At 66.5% G+C, this 15780-nt stretch carries 12 protein-coding genes; 4 read left to right on the top strand and 8 right to left on the bottom strand.

Going from position 1 to position 15780, the window contains the following annotated elements:
- Positions 1–93: 93 nt before the first annotated feature.
- The 3 genes from Q0Q36_RS12175 to Q0Q36_RS12165 all read right to left on the bottom strand — a co-directional run bounded on the left by Q0Q36_RS12175 (position 94) and on the right by Q0Q36_RS12165 (position 2394).
- Complete coding sequence (locus tag Q0Q36_RS12175) at positions 94–531, bottom strand: thioesterase family protein (RefSeq protein WP_293798447.1); 438 nt, start codon at positions 529–531, stop codon at positions 94–96.
- A complete protein-coding gene (locus Q0Q36_RS12170) occupies positions 528–1415 on the bottom strand; it encodes a methyltransferase domain-containing protein (protein ID WP_293798446.1) in 888 nt (295 codons plus the stop codon). Before Q0Q36_RS12170 ends, Q0Q36_RS12175 begins: the two co-directional genes overlap by 4 nt.
- Before the next feature lie 100 nt (positions 1416–1515).
- Positions 1516–2394, bottom strand: coding sequence for a UTP--glucose-1-phosphate uridylyltransferase (locus tag Q0Q36_RS12165; protein WP_293798445.1), 879 nt, complete (start codon positions 2392–2394; stop codon positions 1516–1518).
- A gap of 169 nt (positions 2395–2563) precedes the next feature.
- Between Q0Q36_RS12165 and galE the strand changes: the two genes are divergently transcribed.
- A complete protein-coding gene (gene galE / locus Q0Q36_RS12160) occupies positions 2564–3556 on the top strand; it encodes a UDP-glucose 4-epimerase GalE (RefSeq protein ID WP_293798444.1) in 993 nt (330 codons plus the stop codon).
- Positions 3557–3571: 15 nt separating this feature from the next.
- Here galE and rnk read toward each other — a convergent pair whose 3' ends face one another.
- A complete protein-coding gene (rnk, locus tag Q0Q36_RS12155) occupies positions 3572–3982 on the bottom strand; it encodes a nucleoside diphosphate kinase regulator (protein ID WP_293798443.1) in 411 nt (136 codons plus the stop codon).
- Between the two features lie 339 nt (positions 3983–4321).
- Here rnk and Q0Q36_RS12150 point away from each other — a divergent pair, with 339 nt between their 5' ends.
- Together Q0Q36_RS12150 and Q0Q36_RS12145 are read left to right on the top strand one after the other, a co-directional pair.
- Positions 4322–5554: a lytic murein transglycosylase gene (locus Q0Q36_RS12150; protein WP_293798442.1), complete on the top strand. Its 1233-nt coding sequence runs from the start codon at positions 4322–4324 to the stop codon at positions 5552–5554.
- Between the two features lie 54 nt (positions 5555–5608).
- The gene (locus Q0Q36_RS12145) at positions 5609–6814 is read left to right on the top strand and encodes an SGNH family hydrolase (protein ID WP_293798441.1); all 1206 of its coding nucleotides are present in this window, start codon (positions 5609–5611) and stop codon (positions 6812–6814) included.
- Here Q0Q36_RS12145 and Q0Q36_RS12140 read toward each other — a convergent pair.
- Both Q0Q36_RS12140 and Q0Q36_RS12135 read right to left on the bottom strand, forming a co-directional pair.
- A complete protein-coding gene (locus tag Q0Q36_RS12140) occupies positions 6796–7371 on the bottom strand; it encodes a GNAT family protein (protein WP_293798440.1) in 576 nt (191 codons plus the stop codon). The two genes, Q0Q36_RS12145 and Q0Q36_RS12140, sit on opposite strands and share 19 nt — an antisense overlap.
- A 79-nt stretch (positions 7372–7450) precedes the next feature.
- Positions 7451–8965, bottom strand: a complete 1515-nt coding sequence (locus Q0Q36_RS12135) for an ABC-F family ATP-binding cassette domain-containing protein (protein ID WP_293798439.1) — start codon at positions 8963–8965, stop codon at positions 7451–7453.
- 303 nt (positions 8966–9268) lie between these two features.
- Between Q0Q36_RS12135 and Q0Q36_RS12130 the strand changes: the two genes are divergently transcribed.
- Complete coding sequence (locus Q0Q36_RS12130) at positions 9269–9607, top strand: YciI family protein (RefSeq protein WP_293798437.1); 339 nt, start codon at positions 9269–9271, stop codon at positions 9605–9607.
- Positions 9608–9620: 13 nt separating this feature from the next.
- On the opposite strand, the gene Q0Q36_RS12125 is transcribed toward Q0Q36_RS12130, so the two are convergent.
- Positions 9621–11045 carry a glutamate synthase subunit beta gene (locus Q0Q36_RS12125; protein ID WP_293798436.1) on the bottom strand — a complete coding sequence of 475 codons (1425 nt, stop codon included), beginning with the start codon at positions 11043–11045 and terminating at the stop codon, positions 9621–9623.
- 98 nt (positions 11046–11143) lie between these two features.
- Positions 11144–15778 (bottom strand): glutamate synthase large subunit, encoded by a 4635-nt coding sequence (gene gltB, locus Q0Q36_RS12120; protein ID WP_293798435.1) that lies wholly within the window; start codon positions 15776–15778, stop codon positions 11144–11146.
- Between the last annotated feature and the right edge of the window lie 2 nt (positions 15779–15780).

Genomic DNA, 15780 nt, shown 5'->3' with positions numbered 1-15780 from the left:
CTCAGGCTTCCTGGCGGTCCGGCGATAGGGGTTGGCAGGGGCATAGCCTGCCTCAGCCCGCGAGACAACATTCCCCGGCGCAGCTGGTCCTTTTCAGCTCGGGATGGCCGCCAACGCCCCCCTAAGCGGCGCCGGGATCGGCACCGGCTTCTGGCTCGCGCGCTCGACATAGACATGGGTGAAGCGCCCTTGCGCCGCCGCCTGCGTGCCGCCATGCCGGAAGATGCCGATCCGATAGGTGACGGAGCTGTTGCCGAGCCGCTCGACCGCGATCCCGGCCTCCACGGTCTCCGGGAAGGCGACGCTCTCGAAATAGGTGCAGCCGGTCTCGACCACGAGCCCGACGATCTCGCTGCCGGCAAGGTCGAGGAAGCCGTTCTCGATCAGCCAGGCATTCACCGCCGTATCGAACCAGCCGTAATAGACGACGTTGTTGACGTGTCCGAAGACGTCGTTGTCGTGCCAGCGCGTCGGAATAGCGCGGAAGACGCGGAAATCGGCGCGGGTCAGGCGCGGCTGGCGTTCGCTCATTCCGCGCCTCCCGGCTTCTCGCCCGCCTTGATCTCCGGCACGCCGAGCGCATCGGCCAATCGTGCCTTGGCCGAGCCGGGCTTCAATGGCTTCTGCTGACTCTCATGCGGGGCCCAGCCGGAGACCCAGACGAATTCGAAGGTCGCGGGCAAACGCCCGTCCGGGTCGGCAAAGCGCTCGGCATAGAGCGAGGCCGCGCGCAGCAGCGTCTCGCGCCGGAGCGGCGTCTTACGCCGGGCCACGAGCACATTGGCCCAGCCCATGGCGCGCAGGTCGCGGAACAGCCCGAAGGCGTCGCGATAGCGCACCGTGACAATCTCGCTGTCGATGACCGGCAGCGCAAAGCCGGCCCGTTGCAGCAATCCGCCGAGATCGCGCAGGTCGGCGAAAGGCGCGACGCGCGGACTGACCCCGCCCGTCGTCTCGCTCTCGGCTTCGAGCAATGCCTGCCTGAGTTCCTGCAAAGTCCGCCCGCCGAGCAGGCAGCCCATGAACAGGCCGTCCGGCCTGAGCGCCCGCTTGATCTGGATGAGCGCGCCGGGCAAGTCGTTGACGCCATGGAGCGCCAGCAGCGAGACGGCGAGATCAAGCGAACCGGCGGCGAAGGGCAGGCTTTCGAGATCGCCGACGACATCGGCCGGCGTCCCTTCCGCCTCGGCCATGCGCAGAAGCCGCCCGGCGCGTTGCGCCAGCACCGGCGCGACCACAGGCAAGGCCGTGCCGAGGTCGGCCGCGACCGCGAACTCCCGCAGCACCGCGCCGAGCCGCTCCTCCAGATCACCGGCCGCGCGCTGCAGCAGAAAATCCGGATAGTCGCCGGCAAGCGCGCGCCTCAACCGCGAACGGCCGAGCGCACGGTCGAAGACGAGGCTCTGGTCACTCAACTTTGCACCGTCAGCAAGACGCAAACCCTCACCCTTGAAGGCGCCATTCCTAGTCGGAACAGCGCTTCAGGACGAGGGCTGAGTTGAACGGCTGCGCGGCTCAGCGGTCGAGCAGCTTCTCGATTTCCGCGCGCAGTTGCGGGCCGAGGTCGCCCCGGTCGAGCGCATAGGCGACATTCGCCGCCAGAAAGCCGATCTTCGAGCCGGCATCGTAGATATCGCCGTCGAAGCGCACCGCGAAGAACGGCTCCAGATGCGACAGCGCGATCATCGAATCGGTCAGCTGGATCTCGCCGCCTGCGCCCTTTTCCTGGTTGGCGAGCAGGTTGAAGATCGTCGGCTGCAGGATATAGCGACCGGAAATGTGCAGGTTGGACGGGGCCGTGCCTTTCGCCGGCTTCTCGACCATGCCGGTGATCTTCGAGACCTTGGCCTTGGCGTCCTCGACGCCGACAATGCCGTATTGATGCGTCTGATCGTCCGGCACCGGCGCGACGGCAATGTGGTTGCCGCCATGCTGCTCATAGGCGTCGATCATCTCGGCAAGGCAGCCCTTTCCGGCGCTGTAATGCAGCATGTCCGGCAGCAGCAGCGCGAAGGGCTCCTCGCCGACGATCTCTCGCGCGCACCAGACGGCATGGCCCAGGCCCAGCGGCGCCTGCTGGCGGGTGAAGCTGGTCGCGCCGGCAGCCGGCAGGTCGTGCTTCAGCGCCTCCAGCTCCTTCACCTTGTTGCGCTTGGCGAGCGTGTCGTCGAGCTCGTAGGCCATGTCGAAATGGTCCTCGATCACAGCCTTGTTGCGGCCGGTGACGAAGATGAAATGCTCGATGCCGGCGGCGCGCGCCTCATCCACGACATGCTGCACGACCGGTCGGTCGACGATGGTGAGCATCTCCTTCGGGATCGCCTTGGTGGCGGGCAGGAAGCGGGTGCCAAGACCAGCGACGGGAAGAACGGCCTTGCGGATGCGTTTCGTCATGAAAAATCCATTGGGCGCAATAGCCTTGCCGAAGCCAGGCGATGATGGGAACGGCCGTACAACTGTCATGGTTGCGGGCCATCAGGCGGTATTAGCTGACAGGCCTTGAGAAGCCGTCAACGGTTTTTCGATAAGTCCGGTTCCTGACAAAGATGAGGCGAGAGAGACGATGGCGGTATTGGTTTCCGGCGGCGCCGGCTACATCGGCAGCCATATGGTCCTTGAATTGCTGGACCGCGGCGAGAAGGTGGTGGTGCTCGACAATCTCTCCACGGGCTTCTGGTGGGCGGTGCCGCCCGAGGCGATCTTCGTCCAGGGTGATATCGGCAACCAGGAACTCGTCGAGGGCCTGATCGGCGAATACGACATCACCGAGATTGCGCATTTCGCCGCCAGGATCGTGGTTCCGGAATCCGTCACCGATCCTCTGGGCTATTATTTCAACAATACGGTGAAGACCCGCGCCCTGATCGAGAGTGCAGCCCGCAAGGGTGTGAAGCACGTCATCTTCTCCTCCACCGCCGCCGTCTATGGCGAGCCGCCGGTCTCGCCGGTGCCGGAGGAGATCGCGCTCAACCCGATCAACCCCTATGGCCGCTCCAAGCTGATGAGCGAGTGGATGCTGCAGGACGCGGCGAAGGCGCATGGCTTTTCTTATGTCGCGCTGCGCTATTTCAACGTCGCCGGCGCCGATCCGAAGCTGCGCTCCGGCCAGTCCTCGCCGAACGCCACCCATCTCATCAAGGTCGCGAGCCAGGCGGCGCTCGGCCAGCGCGACGGCCTGACCGTCTTCGGCACCGATTACGGGACGCCGGACGGCACCTGCGTGCGCGACTATATTCACGTCACGGACCTCGCCCGCGCCCATCTCGCCGCGCTCGACCATCTGCGCAGCGGCGGAGCAAGCCTGACGCTCAACTGCGGCTATGGCCGGGGCTATTCGGTGAAGGAGGTCGTCGAGGTCGTGAAGAAGGTCTCCGGCGTCGATTTCCCGGTGACGCTGGCGGAGCGCCGTGCCGGCGATCCGGCCTCGCTGATCGCCAGGGCCGACCGTATCCGCGCCGAACTCGGCTGGCAGCCCGAGCATGACGATCTCGAGGAGATCGTCGGCCAGGCGCTCGCCTGGGAAGAAAAGCTCAGGACGAAGAACGCCTCCGCCTGAGCTTTCCGGTCGCGATCAGGACGCAGCCGGCTCCTCGGCCGGCTCGTGCACCGCGAGCACCGTCAGGCGCTTCACATCGCCGGAGCGGGTCGTCCAGTCGATCGAACGCTCGGCCGCCATGCCGATCAGCGCGACGCCGATCGGCGTCATCACCGAGATCCGGTTCTTCTCGATATCGGCATGCTCAGGCCAGACCAGCGTGACAGTCGTTTCCCGCTTGGTGCTCTCGTCGCGATAGACGATCCGGCTGCCGATCCGGGCATGCTCGGCGGAGACCTTGCTCCCGGCGAGGATGCGGGCACGGTCGAGCTCATGGGTCAGCTCGGCGGCAAGCTCGGGCATGGTGTGGGCCGCGCCGGCCGCGATGCGGCTCAGCATGGCGTGGTCCGCGGCCGTGACGGTGATGGCGGGACGCTTGGCGGTCATTGGAACAGGTCTTTCATCGAAAACGCGAGCGCCCGCCGGCGGACAAACCCGCGCGGCATCAGGAAAGGTCGAACTCGCAGGGAAATTGGTGAGAGGAGCGCCCCCCGAACCGGAGGCGCGACGCGCGACAGGCCCGGGGCTAGAAGCCCGCGATGAGGTTGCCCGAGCGGTGCAGACCGCGGCGGAAGAGGGACGCGCTATTCATTGAGCAAGAGTCTGACAATCGCCGAAGCTTGTCAAATCACGAATACCGCAACGTTCCAGAAGCGAATTAACCACTGATTAATCTTGTTAGGGCGCTGTGAAGGTGTTTCCATCCGGTATCCTGCGGGAGTGTCCATGCGCCTGTCCGTCATCGCAGCTGCGGCCTTGATCAGCCTGGCGCCGGCGCTGGCCCAGACGACCGGCTCGATCAACGTCTCCGGCGCCCATGCGCGCAATGCACAGGCAACACCGGCCAGCGCCTCCTTCGACATCTTCCTGCAGCGGCTATGGCCGCAGGCTCAGGCACGCGGCATCTCGCGCGCGACCTTCGATCTCGCCTTCCGTAACGTGACGCCTGACGCCTCGATCGTCGCCCTGACGAAGAAGCAGGCCGAGTTCAGCGCCCCGATCTGGAGCTATCTCGAAAATGCCGTCGGCGGCGCGCGCATCCAGCGCGGGCGTGAAGCCGCAGCCGAGAATGCCTCTGTGCTCTCCCAGGTCGAGGCGCGCTATGGCGTGCCCAAGGAGGTCGTCCTTGGCGTCTGGGGCATGGAGACCAATTTCGGCTCGTTCAAGGGCAACAAGGACGTCATCCGCTCGCTGGCGACACTCGCCTCGATTCGCTACCGCGGCGACTTCTTCCGCGATGAACTGCTGACCGCCCTCGAACTGATCGAGAAGGGCTATGTCGAGCGCAGCGAACTGAAGGGCTCCTGGGCTGGCGCCATGGGCCATACCCAGTTCATGCCGTCGAGCTACATGAAATACGCGGTCGACTGGACCGGCAACGGCCATGCCGACATCTGGACCTCGTCGAGCGACGCCATCGCCTCCACCGCCAATTACCTCAAGGGCTATGGTTGGGTGCCCGGCCTGCCCTGGGGCATGGAGGTGACGCTGCCGGATGGCTTCGACTATCGCCTGGACAAGGCGAGCTTCGCCAGCTTCGCCTCTGCCGGCGTGCGTCGCGCCGATGGCGGCCGCCTGCCCTCCTCCGGCGAAGGCCGCCTGTTCTATCCGGCCGGCCATACCGGCCCGGTGATGCTGCTCACCGCCAATTTCGACGTCATCAAGAAATACAATTCCTCGGATGCCTATGCGATGGCCGTCGGCCATCTCGGCGACCGGATCGCCGGGCGCGCCGCCATCCAGGCGAGCTGGCCGACCAAGGCGCCGCGCCTCGACATGGCCGCGACCCGCGATCTCCAGAACCGCCTGAAAGCCATCGGCCTCTACAACCACGATGCCGATGGCCGGATCGGCACCGGCACGCGCGAGGCGGTCCGCCGCTACCAGATCAGCGCCGGCGAGATCGCCGACGGCTACCCGACCCCGGCCCTGCTCACCAAGCTGCGCGGCAAGCGCTGACTTCGGGCCCGCTCCGGCCTATAATGGGGCAAAGAGGAACCGCCGGATCGGCCTATGCGCCTGCGCTCGCTCGCCATGGTTCTGGTTGCCGCCTGCCTGCTCCTCCTGACGGGCGGGCCGATCTCCCTCGCCCAGCAGCCGCAACAGCAGCAGCGCAGCCTGTTCCAGATGTTCTGGCAACTGCCAGCTCAGCCACGGACCGTGGCGCCGCAGCCGCGCCAGCGCGTCGCGCCTGTGGTCCGCCGCCGCGAGGCCCCCGTCATCGTCCGCGACGACCCGATCATCCCCAAGGTTGATGTCAGCAGCCATATCGTGGTGATGGGCGATTCCCTCGCCAATCTCCTGGCGAATGGACTGGACGACGCCCTCAACAATCGCCCGGATGTCGAGGTGGTCCACAAGGCCAAGCCCGATTCCGGCCTCGTCCGTAGCGATTTCTACGACTGGCCGAAAGCCGTCTCCGATCTCCTCGCCAGCGACCAGAAGATCAGCATCGGCGTCATCCTGCTCGGCCTCAACGATCGCCAGCCGATCCGCGAGGGCGAAGCCGTCCACGAGCCCTTGAGCCCGCGCTGGCTCGAGCTCTATCGCGACCGTGTCGACGCCATCGCCAACGCCTTCGCCGGCAAGCGCGTGCCGCTGATCTGGGTCGGCGCGCCGCCGATGCAGAACGGGCGCCTCTCCGCCGATCTCGTCACCCTCAACGATCTCTATCGCCAGCGCGTCGAGAAGGCGGGCGGGCAATATGTCGATCTCTGGGGCGGCTTCGTCGATGCCGAGAACCGCTATACGGCGACCGGCCCCGACGTATCCGGCCAGCCGGTGCGGCTGCGTCTCGGCGACGGCATCCATTTCACCGCCGCTGGCGCGCGCAAGGCCGCGCATTTCGTCGACCTCGTCATCCGCCGCATGATCGAGACCGCGCCGCAGAGCAGCGTCATCGCCCTGCCCGTCTCGCCCGAGACCGGCGCCCCGACCGCCCCCGAGCTCCAGCCCGGCGGCGTCGAGCGCCTGATCGACCAGATGGTCGCGGGCGTGCCCACGATCGGCCTGCCCGCCGCCTTGCAGGCGCGCCCGCTCGCCGGGCCGATCCAGCCGCTCACCGGCCTGGCCACGGCCTCCGAGCAACCGCTGCTCGCCTCGATCACCGAGGCGCGCGGGCGCGGCGATGCCGCCATCCAGCTCGAACGCGTCTTCGGTCAGGGCATCGCGCCGGACCCGGTCTCGGGGCGGCTCGACGACTACCGCTGGCCGCGCTGAACCGGAGAACGCCATTCGGCAGTCAGCAGGGCGTAGAGCGCGTCATCCCGCCAATCTTCCCCAACCCGCAGATGGTCACGCAGCAGGCCCTCGCGACGGAAACCGAGCTTCTCGATCAGGCGGAGCGACGCCTGGTTCTCCGGATGGATGAAGGCCTGGAGGCGATGCAGACCGAGTTCGCCGAAGCAGAAATCGAGCATCGCCGTCACCGCCTCCATGGCGATGCCTTGCCGATGATGCTCCGGGTCGATGATGTAGCCGATACTCGCCCGCCGGCTGCGGATATGGCCGTCATGGTAATTGACCAGGCCCAGGCAGCGATCGGTTTCGGCATCGGCGACGGCCCAGAACCGGTAATAGGACGGCGTGCAGTCGATGAAGTTGCGCACGGAGCGCTCGGTTTCGATCAGTCTTGTATGAACAGGCGTGTTCCAGAAGCGCATCGCGTCTGGATCGGCAAAGCAGGCATGCATCGCGTCCACATCGTCGGTGCGAAACTGGCGCAGGCGCAGACGCGGCGTCGATAGAACCGGGTGCGGAACAGGTTTCTTCGGCATGCGGCAGGCTCGTGTGAGGTCGGCGCCGAGCTTCAGCCGGCGTCGCCGCAAAGTCCAATCGTTCGCTTCAGCCGTCCCTTCATCCCGCCATCAGCCGGTCGAAAACCGGATCGGGATCGTCGACCTCGACCAGTTTCTTGCCGGTGATCACCCAGATCCGCGTCGCCACCGCCCGCACGAAGGCGCGATCATGGCTGACCAGCAGGCAGGCCGTCTCCTGCTTGATCAGTTCACTCTCCAGCATGTCCTGCCCCTCGATATCGAGATGGTTGGTCGGCTCGTCCAGCAGGTAGAAATTCGGCTCGGTCAGGCGCAGCAGCAACATCGCCAGCCGAGCCCGCTGCCCGCCTGAGAGGCGAGCCGTCGGCGCGGTCTGGGCATCGCTCGCAATCCCCGCGCCGGCCAGCACGGTGCGCGCCGTCTGGTCGCCGATATCGCTGGAATGCTTCACCGCATCCCAGGGCGTGCGCCAGGCGTCGAGCTGCGACAGACCTTGGTCGGAATAGCCGGCCTTCAGCGTCGCAGCGCCACGGATTTCCGGGTCGGAGCCGTCCAGCGCCGCCTGCAAGCGCGCGACGAAGCGCGTCTTGCCGCTGCCATTGGCTCCGAGCAGCGCGATCCGGTCGCCCTTCTCGATCCAGAGCGGCCCGGTTCGGAACAGCAAGCGCCCGTCCGGCGTGCTGATAGCTGTTTCCTTGATCGAGACCAGCGCCTTGGCATGGGTGCCGCTGCTGGCGAGCCGGATCGTGCCAGCCGAACGCTCCTTATGCCCGGGCTTGGCCTGCTCCTCCAGCTTGTCGGCCCGCTCGGAGAGTTGCTTGGTCTTGACCACCAGCAGGTCCGAGCCGGAATTGATGCCGATATTCTTCAGCTTCGCCGCCTGCTGACGAAGCGCCCGAACCTTGCGCATCTCGTTCTCGAACTGCCGGTCGCGCGCCGCATCGCGCTCCTCCAGCGCCTGCAGAGCGCGCGAATAGGGTAGCGCAAAATCAGCGCTCTCGGCCGGGCGCAGGAACAAGGTACGTGTGCTGACATCGTCGAGGAAGGCGCGGTCGTGGCTGGCGGCGATCACGGCGCAGTCGCGCGGCAGATTGGCGAGGAAGCGTTCCAGCAGGCCGATCCGTTCGAGATCGAGATGGTTGGTCGGCTCGTCCAGCAACAGCAGGTTGGGCTCGATCACCACCGCCCGCGCCAGCAACATCGTGCGCTGCCAGCCGCCGGAGAGGCTGCCCACAGCGCGATTGCGCAGGCCCTCCTCCACCATGAGATCGTCGAGCAGCACGTCGACGCGCCAGCTCTCGGTCTCCGCCGCTTCGGCATCGAGCGCGTCCAGCACCGCATCATAAAGGCTCATCGGCAGCAGGCGCTCGGGCGGGTCCTGCGGTGCGAAGGCGGTGACGAGGCCGCGCGACCGGGTAAGCGTCCCGCCACTCGCTTCCTCGCTGCCGGCCAGGATACGCAAGAGCGAGGATTTGCCGCGCCCATTGGCGGCGACGAGGCCGAGCCGGTCGCCCTTGGCGATGGCGAGGTCGAGACCAGCGAAAAGCGGCGCGCTGCGAGTGAGCGAAAGGTCTTTGAGGGTGATCATGAACATCGGAATCTCATGAAGTCAGGCATGCGCGCAGGAGCGCGCCGACAAAGGCTGACGATGAGACGACAATGCGTTCCCGGTCAGCCCCGCGAGGTGAAGCGCGGGGCGCAGACAGGTCCGCGGGTGCGGCAATGGAAGCGACGGCGCGGCGCCTGCTTCCCCTTCGGGTTCGATTCCATGGCGGCGATCATAGCGGGGGCCGCGCCCGTGAACAGAGCTTCACAGGTATGAGGGGCACGAGCGCGGCGCGGATCACGGAACCGCCGCGCATCCGCAGGATTGATGGTGAGCGGAGGAGGCACAGCGATGCCCAGATTCGTCACGATCGGCTATGGCGACCGGGCCGGCTATGACCGTACCGCGCCCGAAATCCGCGACGCGGCCCATGTCCAGGATGCGGCACTCGTCGCGCGCGGTGCCGTCATGGGCATGGCTGGAAGCCCGGTGCAGGTGCGTAATCCGGATGCCACCGGGGTTAGCACGACGGATGGGCCGTTCATGACCACGGCTCTACCCATCGCCGGCTTCGCCCTCATCGAGGCCGCGGATATGGCGGAAGCCGTCGCGCTCGTTTCAGGCGTGCCCTGCGCCGTGGCGCATGGCGTCGTCGAGATCTGGCCGCTGGAAGAGCCGGGACAATCCTGATCCCGGCCCAGCGTCACACCGGGAGGATCGTCGCGCCCATCAGTTCCTTGTCGATGGCATGGGCCGCCTGGCGGCCCTCGCGGATCGCCCAGACCACCAGCGACTGGCCGCGGCGCATGTCGCCCGCGACGAAGACCTTGCCGACGCTGGTCTTGTAGTCGCGGTCATTGGCGACGACGTTGGCGCGCTTGTCTACGCCTACGCCCGACTGCGCGATCATCCCTTCGATCACCGAGCCGGCGAAGCCGATGGCGAGGAAGCAGAGATCGGCCTGAAGCACGAATTCGGTGCCGGGAATGGGCTTGCGCTTCTCGTCGACGCGGGCGCATTTCACGCCGGTGAGCCGGCCATTGCGGCCCTCCAGCCCGAGCGTCGCCGCCTGGAACTCGCGCTCGGCGCCTTCGGCCTGCGAGGACGAGGTGCGGAACTTGGTCGGCCAGTACGGCCAGACGGTGAGCTTGTCCTCCAGCTCCGGCGCCATCGGCCGGATGTCGAGCTGCGTCACCGAGAGCGCGCCCTGCCGGAAAGCGGTGCCGACGCAGTCCGAGGCCGTGTCGCCGCCGCCGACCACGACGACATGCTTGCCGGCCGCGCTGATCGGTTCGAGGCTCGAAACGTCCTCGCCGCCGACGCGCTTGTTCTGCTGGGTCAGGTACGGCATCGCATAGTGGACACCGGCTAGATTGGTGTCCGGCAGGCCGGGATCGCGCGGCGCTTCCGCACCACCGGTCATCAGCACCGCGTCATGCTCGGCCATCAACGTGGCGAAGGGCAGGTTCACGCCGATATTGGCGTTGTAGTGGAAGGTCACGCCTTCCGCCTCCATCTGCTTCACCCGGCGGTCGATATGCTTCTTCTCCATCTTGAAGTCGGGGATGCCGTAGCGCAGCAGGCCGCCGGCCTTGGCCTCGCGCTCATAGAGATGGACATCGTGTCCGACGCGGGCGAGCTGCTGCGCCGCAGCCATTCCGGCGGGGCCAGAGCCGACGATGGCGATGCGCTTGCCGGTGCGCTTCGCCGGGATTTCCGGCGCGATCCAGCCCTCTTCCCAGCCCTTGTCGGCGATCGCCTGCTCGATCGTCTTGATCGTCACCGGCATGTTTTCGAGGTTGAGCGTGCAGGCTTCCTCGCAAGGAGCCGGACAGATGCGGCCGGTGAATTCCGGGAAGTTGTTGGTGGAGTGGAGGTTGCGCAGAGCATCCTCCCAGCCGCCGGAATAGACCAGCTCGTTCCAGTCCGGGATCTGGTTATGGACCGGGCAGCCGGTCGGCCCATGGCAGAACGGAATGCCGCAATCCATGCAGCGCGCCGCCTGCTTCTTGATATCGCGCTCTTCCAGCGGGAGCGTGAACTCGCGGAAGTGGCGAATGCGGTCGCCGGCGAGCTGATACTTCTGCTCCTGCCGGTCGAATTCGAGGAAGCCCGTGACCTTGCCCATGCCGTTTCTCTCGCCGTGTGCGCGGGGCGTTCCCGTGCGCGTGCCATAACCTGATCGAGATGCCGGAGCCGTGACGGCCCCGGCGGGGTGGCGTTCGCTTATTCCGCAGCCTGCAAGGTGCGGGCCTGTTCCATCTCGCGCAGCGCGCGGCGGTACTCGACCGGCATCACCTTGACGAACTTGGTGCGGTAATCCGCCCAGTTGTCGAGGATGGTGCGGGCGCGCTCCGAACCGGTGTAGTCGACATGGTTCGTCAGCATCTGCATCAGGCGCTCTTCATCGTGGCCCGACATGTTGGTCATGTCGATCCGGCCCTTGTGCTCGAGATCGCCGCCGTGATGGTGCAGCCGCTCCATCAGGTCCTCTTCCTCCTCGACCGGTTCGAGATCGACCATCGAGAGGTTGCAGCGCGACTTGAAGGTGCCGTCCTCGTCCAGGACATAGGCGATGCCGCCCGACATGCCGGCCGCGAAATTGCGCCCGGTCTGGCCGATGACCGCGACGACGCCGCCGGTCATGTACTCGCAGCCATGGTCGCCCGTGCCTTCCACCACCGCGATGGCGCCGGAATTGCGCACCGCGAAGCGCTCGCCGGCGACGCCCCGGAAATAGGCCTCGCCCGCGATCGCGCCGTAGAGCACGGTGTTGCCGACGATGATCGAGCGCTCGGCCACAGCCTTGGTCGCCGGGTCGGGCTTCACGATGACCTTGCCGCCGGACAGGCCCTTGGCGACATAGTCGTTGGCCTGGCCGGTGAGCTCGACCGTGACGCCGGCCGCGAGGAAGGCCGCGAAGCTCTGACCGGAGGTGCCCTTGAGCTTCACGGTGATCGTGTCTTCCGGCAGGCCGGCATGACCGTACTTCTTGGCGACGGCGCCCGAGAGCATCGCACCCGTGCTGCGGTCGACATTGCCCACTGGCTTCTCGATCACGACCGGCGTGCCGGTCTCGATCGCATTGGTCGCCTCGGCGAGGAGCTGGCGGTCGAGCACGGTGTCGATCGGGTGCTTCTGCAACTCGACATGGCGGATCGCCACGCCCGGCAGGTCGACCTTGTGGAAGAGCTTGGTGAAGTCGAGCCCGTTCGCCTTCCAGTGTTCGATCGCGTCGCGCTTGTCGAGCAGGTCCGAGCGGCCGACGATCTCCTCGATCTTGGTGAAGCCCATCTCCGCCATGATCCGGCGGACATCCTCGGCCACGAAGAAGAAGTAGTTCACGACATGCTCGGGCAGGCCCTTGAAGCGCTTGCGCAGCACCGGGTCCTGCGTCGCGACGCCGACCGGGCAGGTGTTGAGATGGCACTTGCGCATCATGATGCAGCCGGCAGCGATCAGCGGCGCGGTCGAGAAGCCGAACTCGTCGGCACCGAGCAGCGCGCCGATGACGACGTCCCGGCCCGTGCGCAACCCACCATCGACCTGCAAGGCGACGCGGCCGCGCAGATGGTTCAGCACCAGCGTCTGCTGCGTCTCGGCCAGCCCGATCTCCCAGGGCGAGCCGGCATGCTTCAGCGAGGTCAGCGGGCTCGCGCCCGTGCCGCCCTCGAAGCCGGAGATGGTGATGTGGTCGGCGCGCGACTTGGCGACGCCGGCCGCAACCGTGCCGACGCCGATCTCGGAGACGAGCTTCACCGAGACATCGGCCGAGGGATTGACGTTCTTCAGGTCGAAGATGAGCTGCGCCAAATCTTCGATCGAATAGATATCATGGTGCGGCGGCGGCGAGATCAGGCCGACGCCCGGCGTCGAATGCCGGGTCCGGGCGATCTTGGCATCGACCTTGTGGCCGGGGAGCTGGCCGCCCTCGCCGGGCTTGGCACCCTGCGCGACCTTGATCTGCATCACGTCGGCATTGACGAGATACTCGGTGGTGACGCCGAAGCGGCCGGATGCGATCTGCTTGATCGCCGAGCGCTTCGAGCGCCCATCCGGCATCGGCCGGAAGCGGATCGGCTCCTCGCCGCCCTCGCCGGTGTTCGACTTGCCGCCGATCTGGTTCATCGCAAGCGCGATCGTCTCATGCGCCTCGCGCGAGATCGAGCCGAAGGACATCGCGCCGGTGGCGAAGCGCTTCACGATCTCGGCGGCGGGTTCGACGCTCTCCAGCGGCACGGGCGCGCGGCCGTTATCGGTGGCCATCTTGACCTTGAACAGGCCGCGGATGGTGCTGAGCCGCTGCGCATCGTCGTTGACCTGCTGCGCGAACTCCTCGTAGCGATCCTGCGCGTTGAGGCGCACCGCATGCTGGAGCGAGGCGACCACGTCCGGCTTCCAGACATGGTCCTCGCCGCGGACGCGGTACATGTACTCGCCGCCGATATCGAGGCTGTTGCGGTAGAGCGGCGAGTCGCCGAAGGCGTCGCGATGCCGACGCACGCTTTCCTCGGCAATCTCGTCGAGGCCGACGCCCTCGATCGCCGTGCCCGTGCCGAAGAAGAACTTGTCGACGAAGGCGCTCTTCAGGCCGACGGCGTCGAAGATCTGCGCGCCGCAATAGGACTGGTAGGTCGAGATGCCCATCTTGGACATCACCTTGAGCACGCCCTTGCCGACCGACTTGATGTAGCGCTTCACCACCTCGTCGGCATCGACCTCCTCGGGGAAGGCGCCCTGCTCATGCTGGTCGAGCAGGGTGTCGAAGGCGAGATAGGGGTTGATCGCCTCGGCGCCGTAGCCGGCAAGGCAGCAGAAATGATGGATCTCGCGCGGCTCGCCGGATTCCACGACGAGGCCGACCGAGGTGCGCAGGCCCTTGCGGATCAGGTGATGATGCACCGCCGCCGTCGCCAGCAGCGCCGGGATCGGGATGCGGTCCGGCCCGACCTGCCGGTCGGACAGGATGATGATGTTGTAGCCGCCATGGACCGCAGCTTCCGCGCGCTCGCAGAGCCGCGCCACGGCGCCGCCCATTCCGGCCGCACCCTCGCGCGCCGGATAGGTGAAGTCGATCGTCTTGGTGTCGAAGCGGTCCTCGTAATGGCCGATACAGCGGATCTTCTCGAGATCGTCATTGGTCAGGATCGGGGTGCGGACCTCCAGGCGCTTGCGGCGCGAGGTACCTTCCAGATCGAGGATGTTCGGACGCGGCCCGATGAAGGAGAGCAGGCTCATCACCAACTCCTCGCGGATCGGGTCGATCGGCGGGTTCGTCACCTGCGCGAAGTTCTGCTTGAAATAGGTGTAGAGCAGCTTCGACTTGAGCGAGAGCGCCGAGATCGGCGTGTCCGTGCCCATCGAGCCGACCGCTTCCTGGCCGGTCACCGCCATCGGCGCCATCAGCAGGCGTACATCCTCGGTGGTGTAGCCGAAAGCCTGCTGGCGATCGAGCAGCGGCACGTCGGTGCGCGAGGCCCGCGCCTCGACCGGCGGCAGCTCCTCCAGCACGATCTGGGTCCGCTTCAGCCAGTCCTTGTAGGGGTTGGCGAGGCAGAGCGAGGTCTTGATCTCGTCGTCGCCGATGATGCGGCCCTGTTCGAGATCGATCAGCAGCATCTTGCCGGGCTGGAGCCGCCACTTCTCGACGATTGTCTCCTCCGGGATCGGCAGCACGCCGAATTCCGACGCCAGCACCACGAGCCCGTCCTCGGTGACGAGATAGCGCGCGGGGCGCAGGCCGTTGCGGTCCAGCGTCGCGCCGATCTGGCGCCCGTCGGTGAAGGCGATCGCCGCCGGCCCGTCCCAAGGCTCCATCAGCGCGGCGTGATATTCGTAGAAGGCGCGCCGCTCCTCGTTCATCAGCGGGTTGCCGTTCCACGCCTCCGGCACGAGCATCATCATCGCATGGGCCAGCGAATAACCGCCCTGCACCAGGAATTCGAGCGCGTTGTCGAAGCAGGCGGTGTCGGACTGGCCCTCGTAGGAAATCGGCCAGAGCTTCGAGATATCCGAGCCGAACAGGTCGGAATCGACGCTCGCCTGCCGCGCCGCCATCCAGTTGACGTTGCCGCGCAGCGTGTTGATCTCGCCGTTATGGGCGACCATCCGGTAGGGATGGGCGAGGCGCCAGGACGGGAAGGTGTTGGTGGCGAAGCGCTGGTGAACCAGCGCCAGCGCGCTGACGAAGCGCTCGTCCTGCAAATCCTTGAAATAGGAGCCGAGCTGGTTGACCAGCACCATGCCCTTGTAGACGATGGTGCGGCAGGACATCGAGACGGGATAGTACTCCGCCGTCTTGCGCTCCTGATGCTTGTAGACCTTGTTCGAGACCGACTTGCGCAGGACATAGACCTGCCGCTCGAACTCGTCCTCGTCGGTGATATCCTCCGGACGGCCGACGAAGAGTTGGCGATGCACCGGCTCGGTCGCGAGCACGGCCTGGCCGAGATCGCGGTTGTCGACCGGCACGTCGCGCCAGCCGAGGAAGACGAGTCCCTCCTCCGCCACGGCTTGCGAGATGATCTCCTCGCAGAGCGCCCGAGCCGCCGGATCGCGCGGCATGAAGAACTGGCCGATCGCGTAGTGACCGGGCTCCGGCAGGGTGATGCCGAGCCGCGCGGTCTCCTCGCGGAAGAACTGGTCGGGGATCTGGACCAGGATGCCGCAGCCGTCGCCGAGCTTCGGGTCGGCCCCGACCGCGCCGCGATGGTCGATATTGTGCAGGATCTGCAGGCCCTGCTGCACGATCGCATGGCTCTTGCGGTTCTTCATGTCGGCGATGAAGCCGACGCCGCACGAGTCTTTTTCGTTATTGGGATCGTACAGGCCCTGATGCGTCGGCATCGCCGGATCGCGCACGG

The sequence above is a fragment of the uncultured Allobosea sp. genome (assembly GCF_945957345.1).
GTDB lineage: Bacteria > Pseudomonadota > Alphaproteobacteria > Rhizobiales > Beijerinckiaceae > Allobosea.
The sequence above is the reverse complement of the archived record's forward strand: the minus strand, read 5'-3'. Positions and strand labels throughout refer to the sequence as shown.

Coding starts and splice junctions, on each gene's coding strand:
- Q0Q36_RS12175 (WP_293798447.1), bottom strand. CDS start 531: ATGAGCGAACGCCAGCCGCGCCTGACCCGCGCCGATTTCCGCGTCTTC.
- Q0Q36_RS12165 (WP_293798445.1), bottom strand. CDS start 2,394: ATGACGAAACGCATCCGCAAGGCCGTTCTTCCCGTCGCTGGTCTTGGC.
- galE (WP_293798444.1), top strand. CDS start 2,564: ATGGCGGTATTGGTTTCCGGCGGCGCCGGCTACATCGGCAGCCATATG.
- rnk (WP_293798443.1), bottom strand. CDS start 3,982: ATGACCGCCAAGCGTCCCGCCATCACCGTCACGGCCGCGGACCACGCC.
- Q0Q36_RS12150 (WP_293798442.1), top strand. CDS start 4,322: ATGCGCCTGTCCGTCATCGCAGCTGCGGCCTTGATCAGCCTGGCGCCG.
- Q0Q36_RS12145 (WP_293798441.1), top strand. CDS start 5,609: ATGCGCCTGCGCTCGCTCGCCATGGTTCTGGTTGCCGCCTGCCTGCTC.
- Q0Q36_RS12140 (WP_293798440.1), bottom strand. CDS start 7,371: ATGCCGAAGAAACCTGTTCCGCACCCGGTTCTATCGACGCCGCGTCTG.
- Q0Q36_RS12135 (WP_293798439.1), bottom strand. CDS start 8,965: ATGTTCATGATCACCCTCAAAGACCTTTCGCTCACTCGCAGCGCGCCG.
- Q0Q36_RS12130 (WP_293798437.1), top strand. CDS start 9,269: ATGCCCAGATTCGTCACGATCGGCTATGGCGACCGGGCCGGCTATGAC.
- Q0Q36_RS12125 (WP_293798436.1), bottom strand. CDS start 11,045: ATGGGCAAGGTCACGGGCTTCCTCGAATTCGACCGGCAGGAGCAGAAG.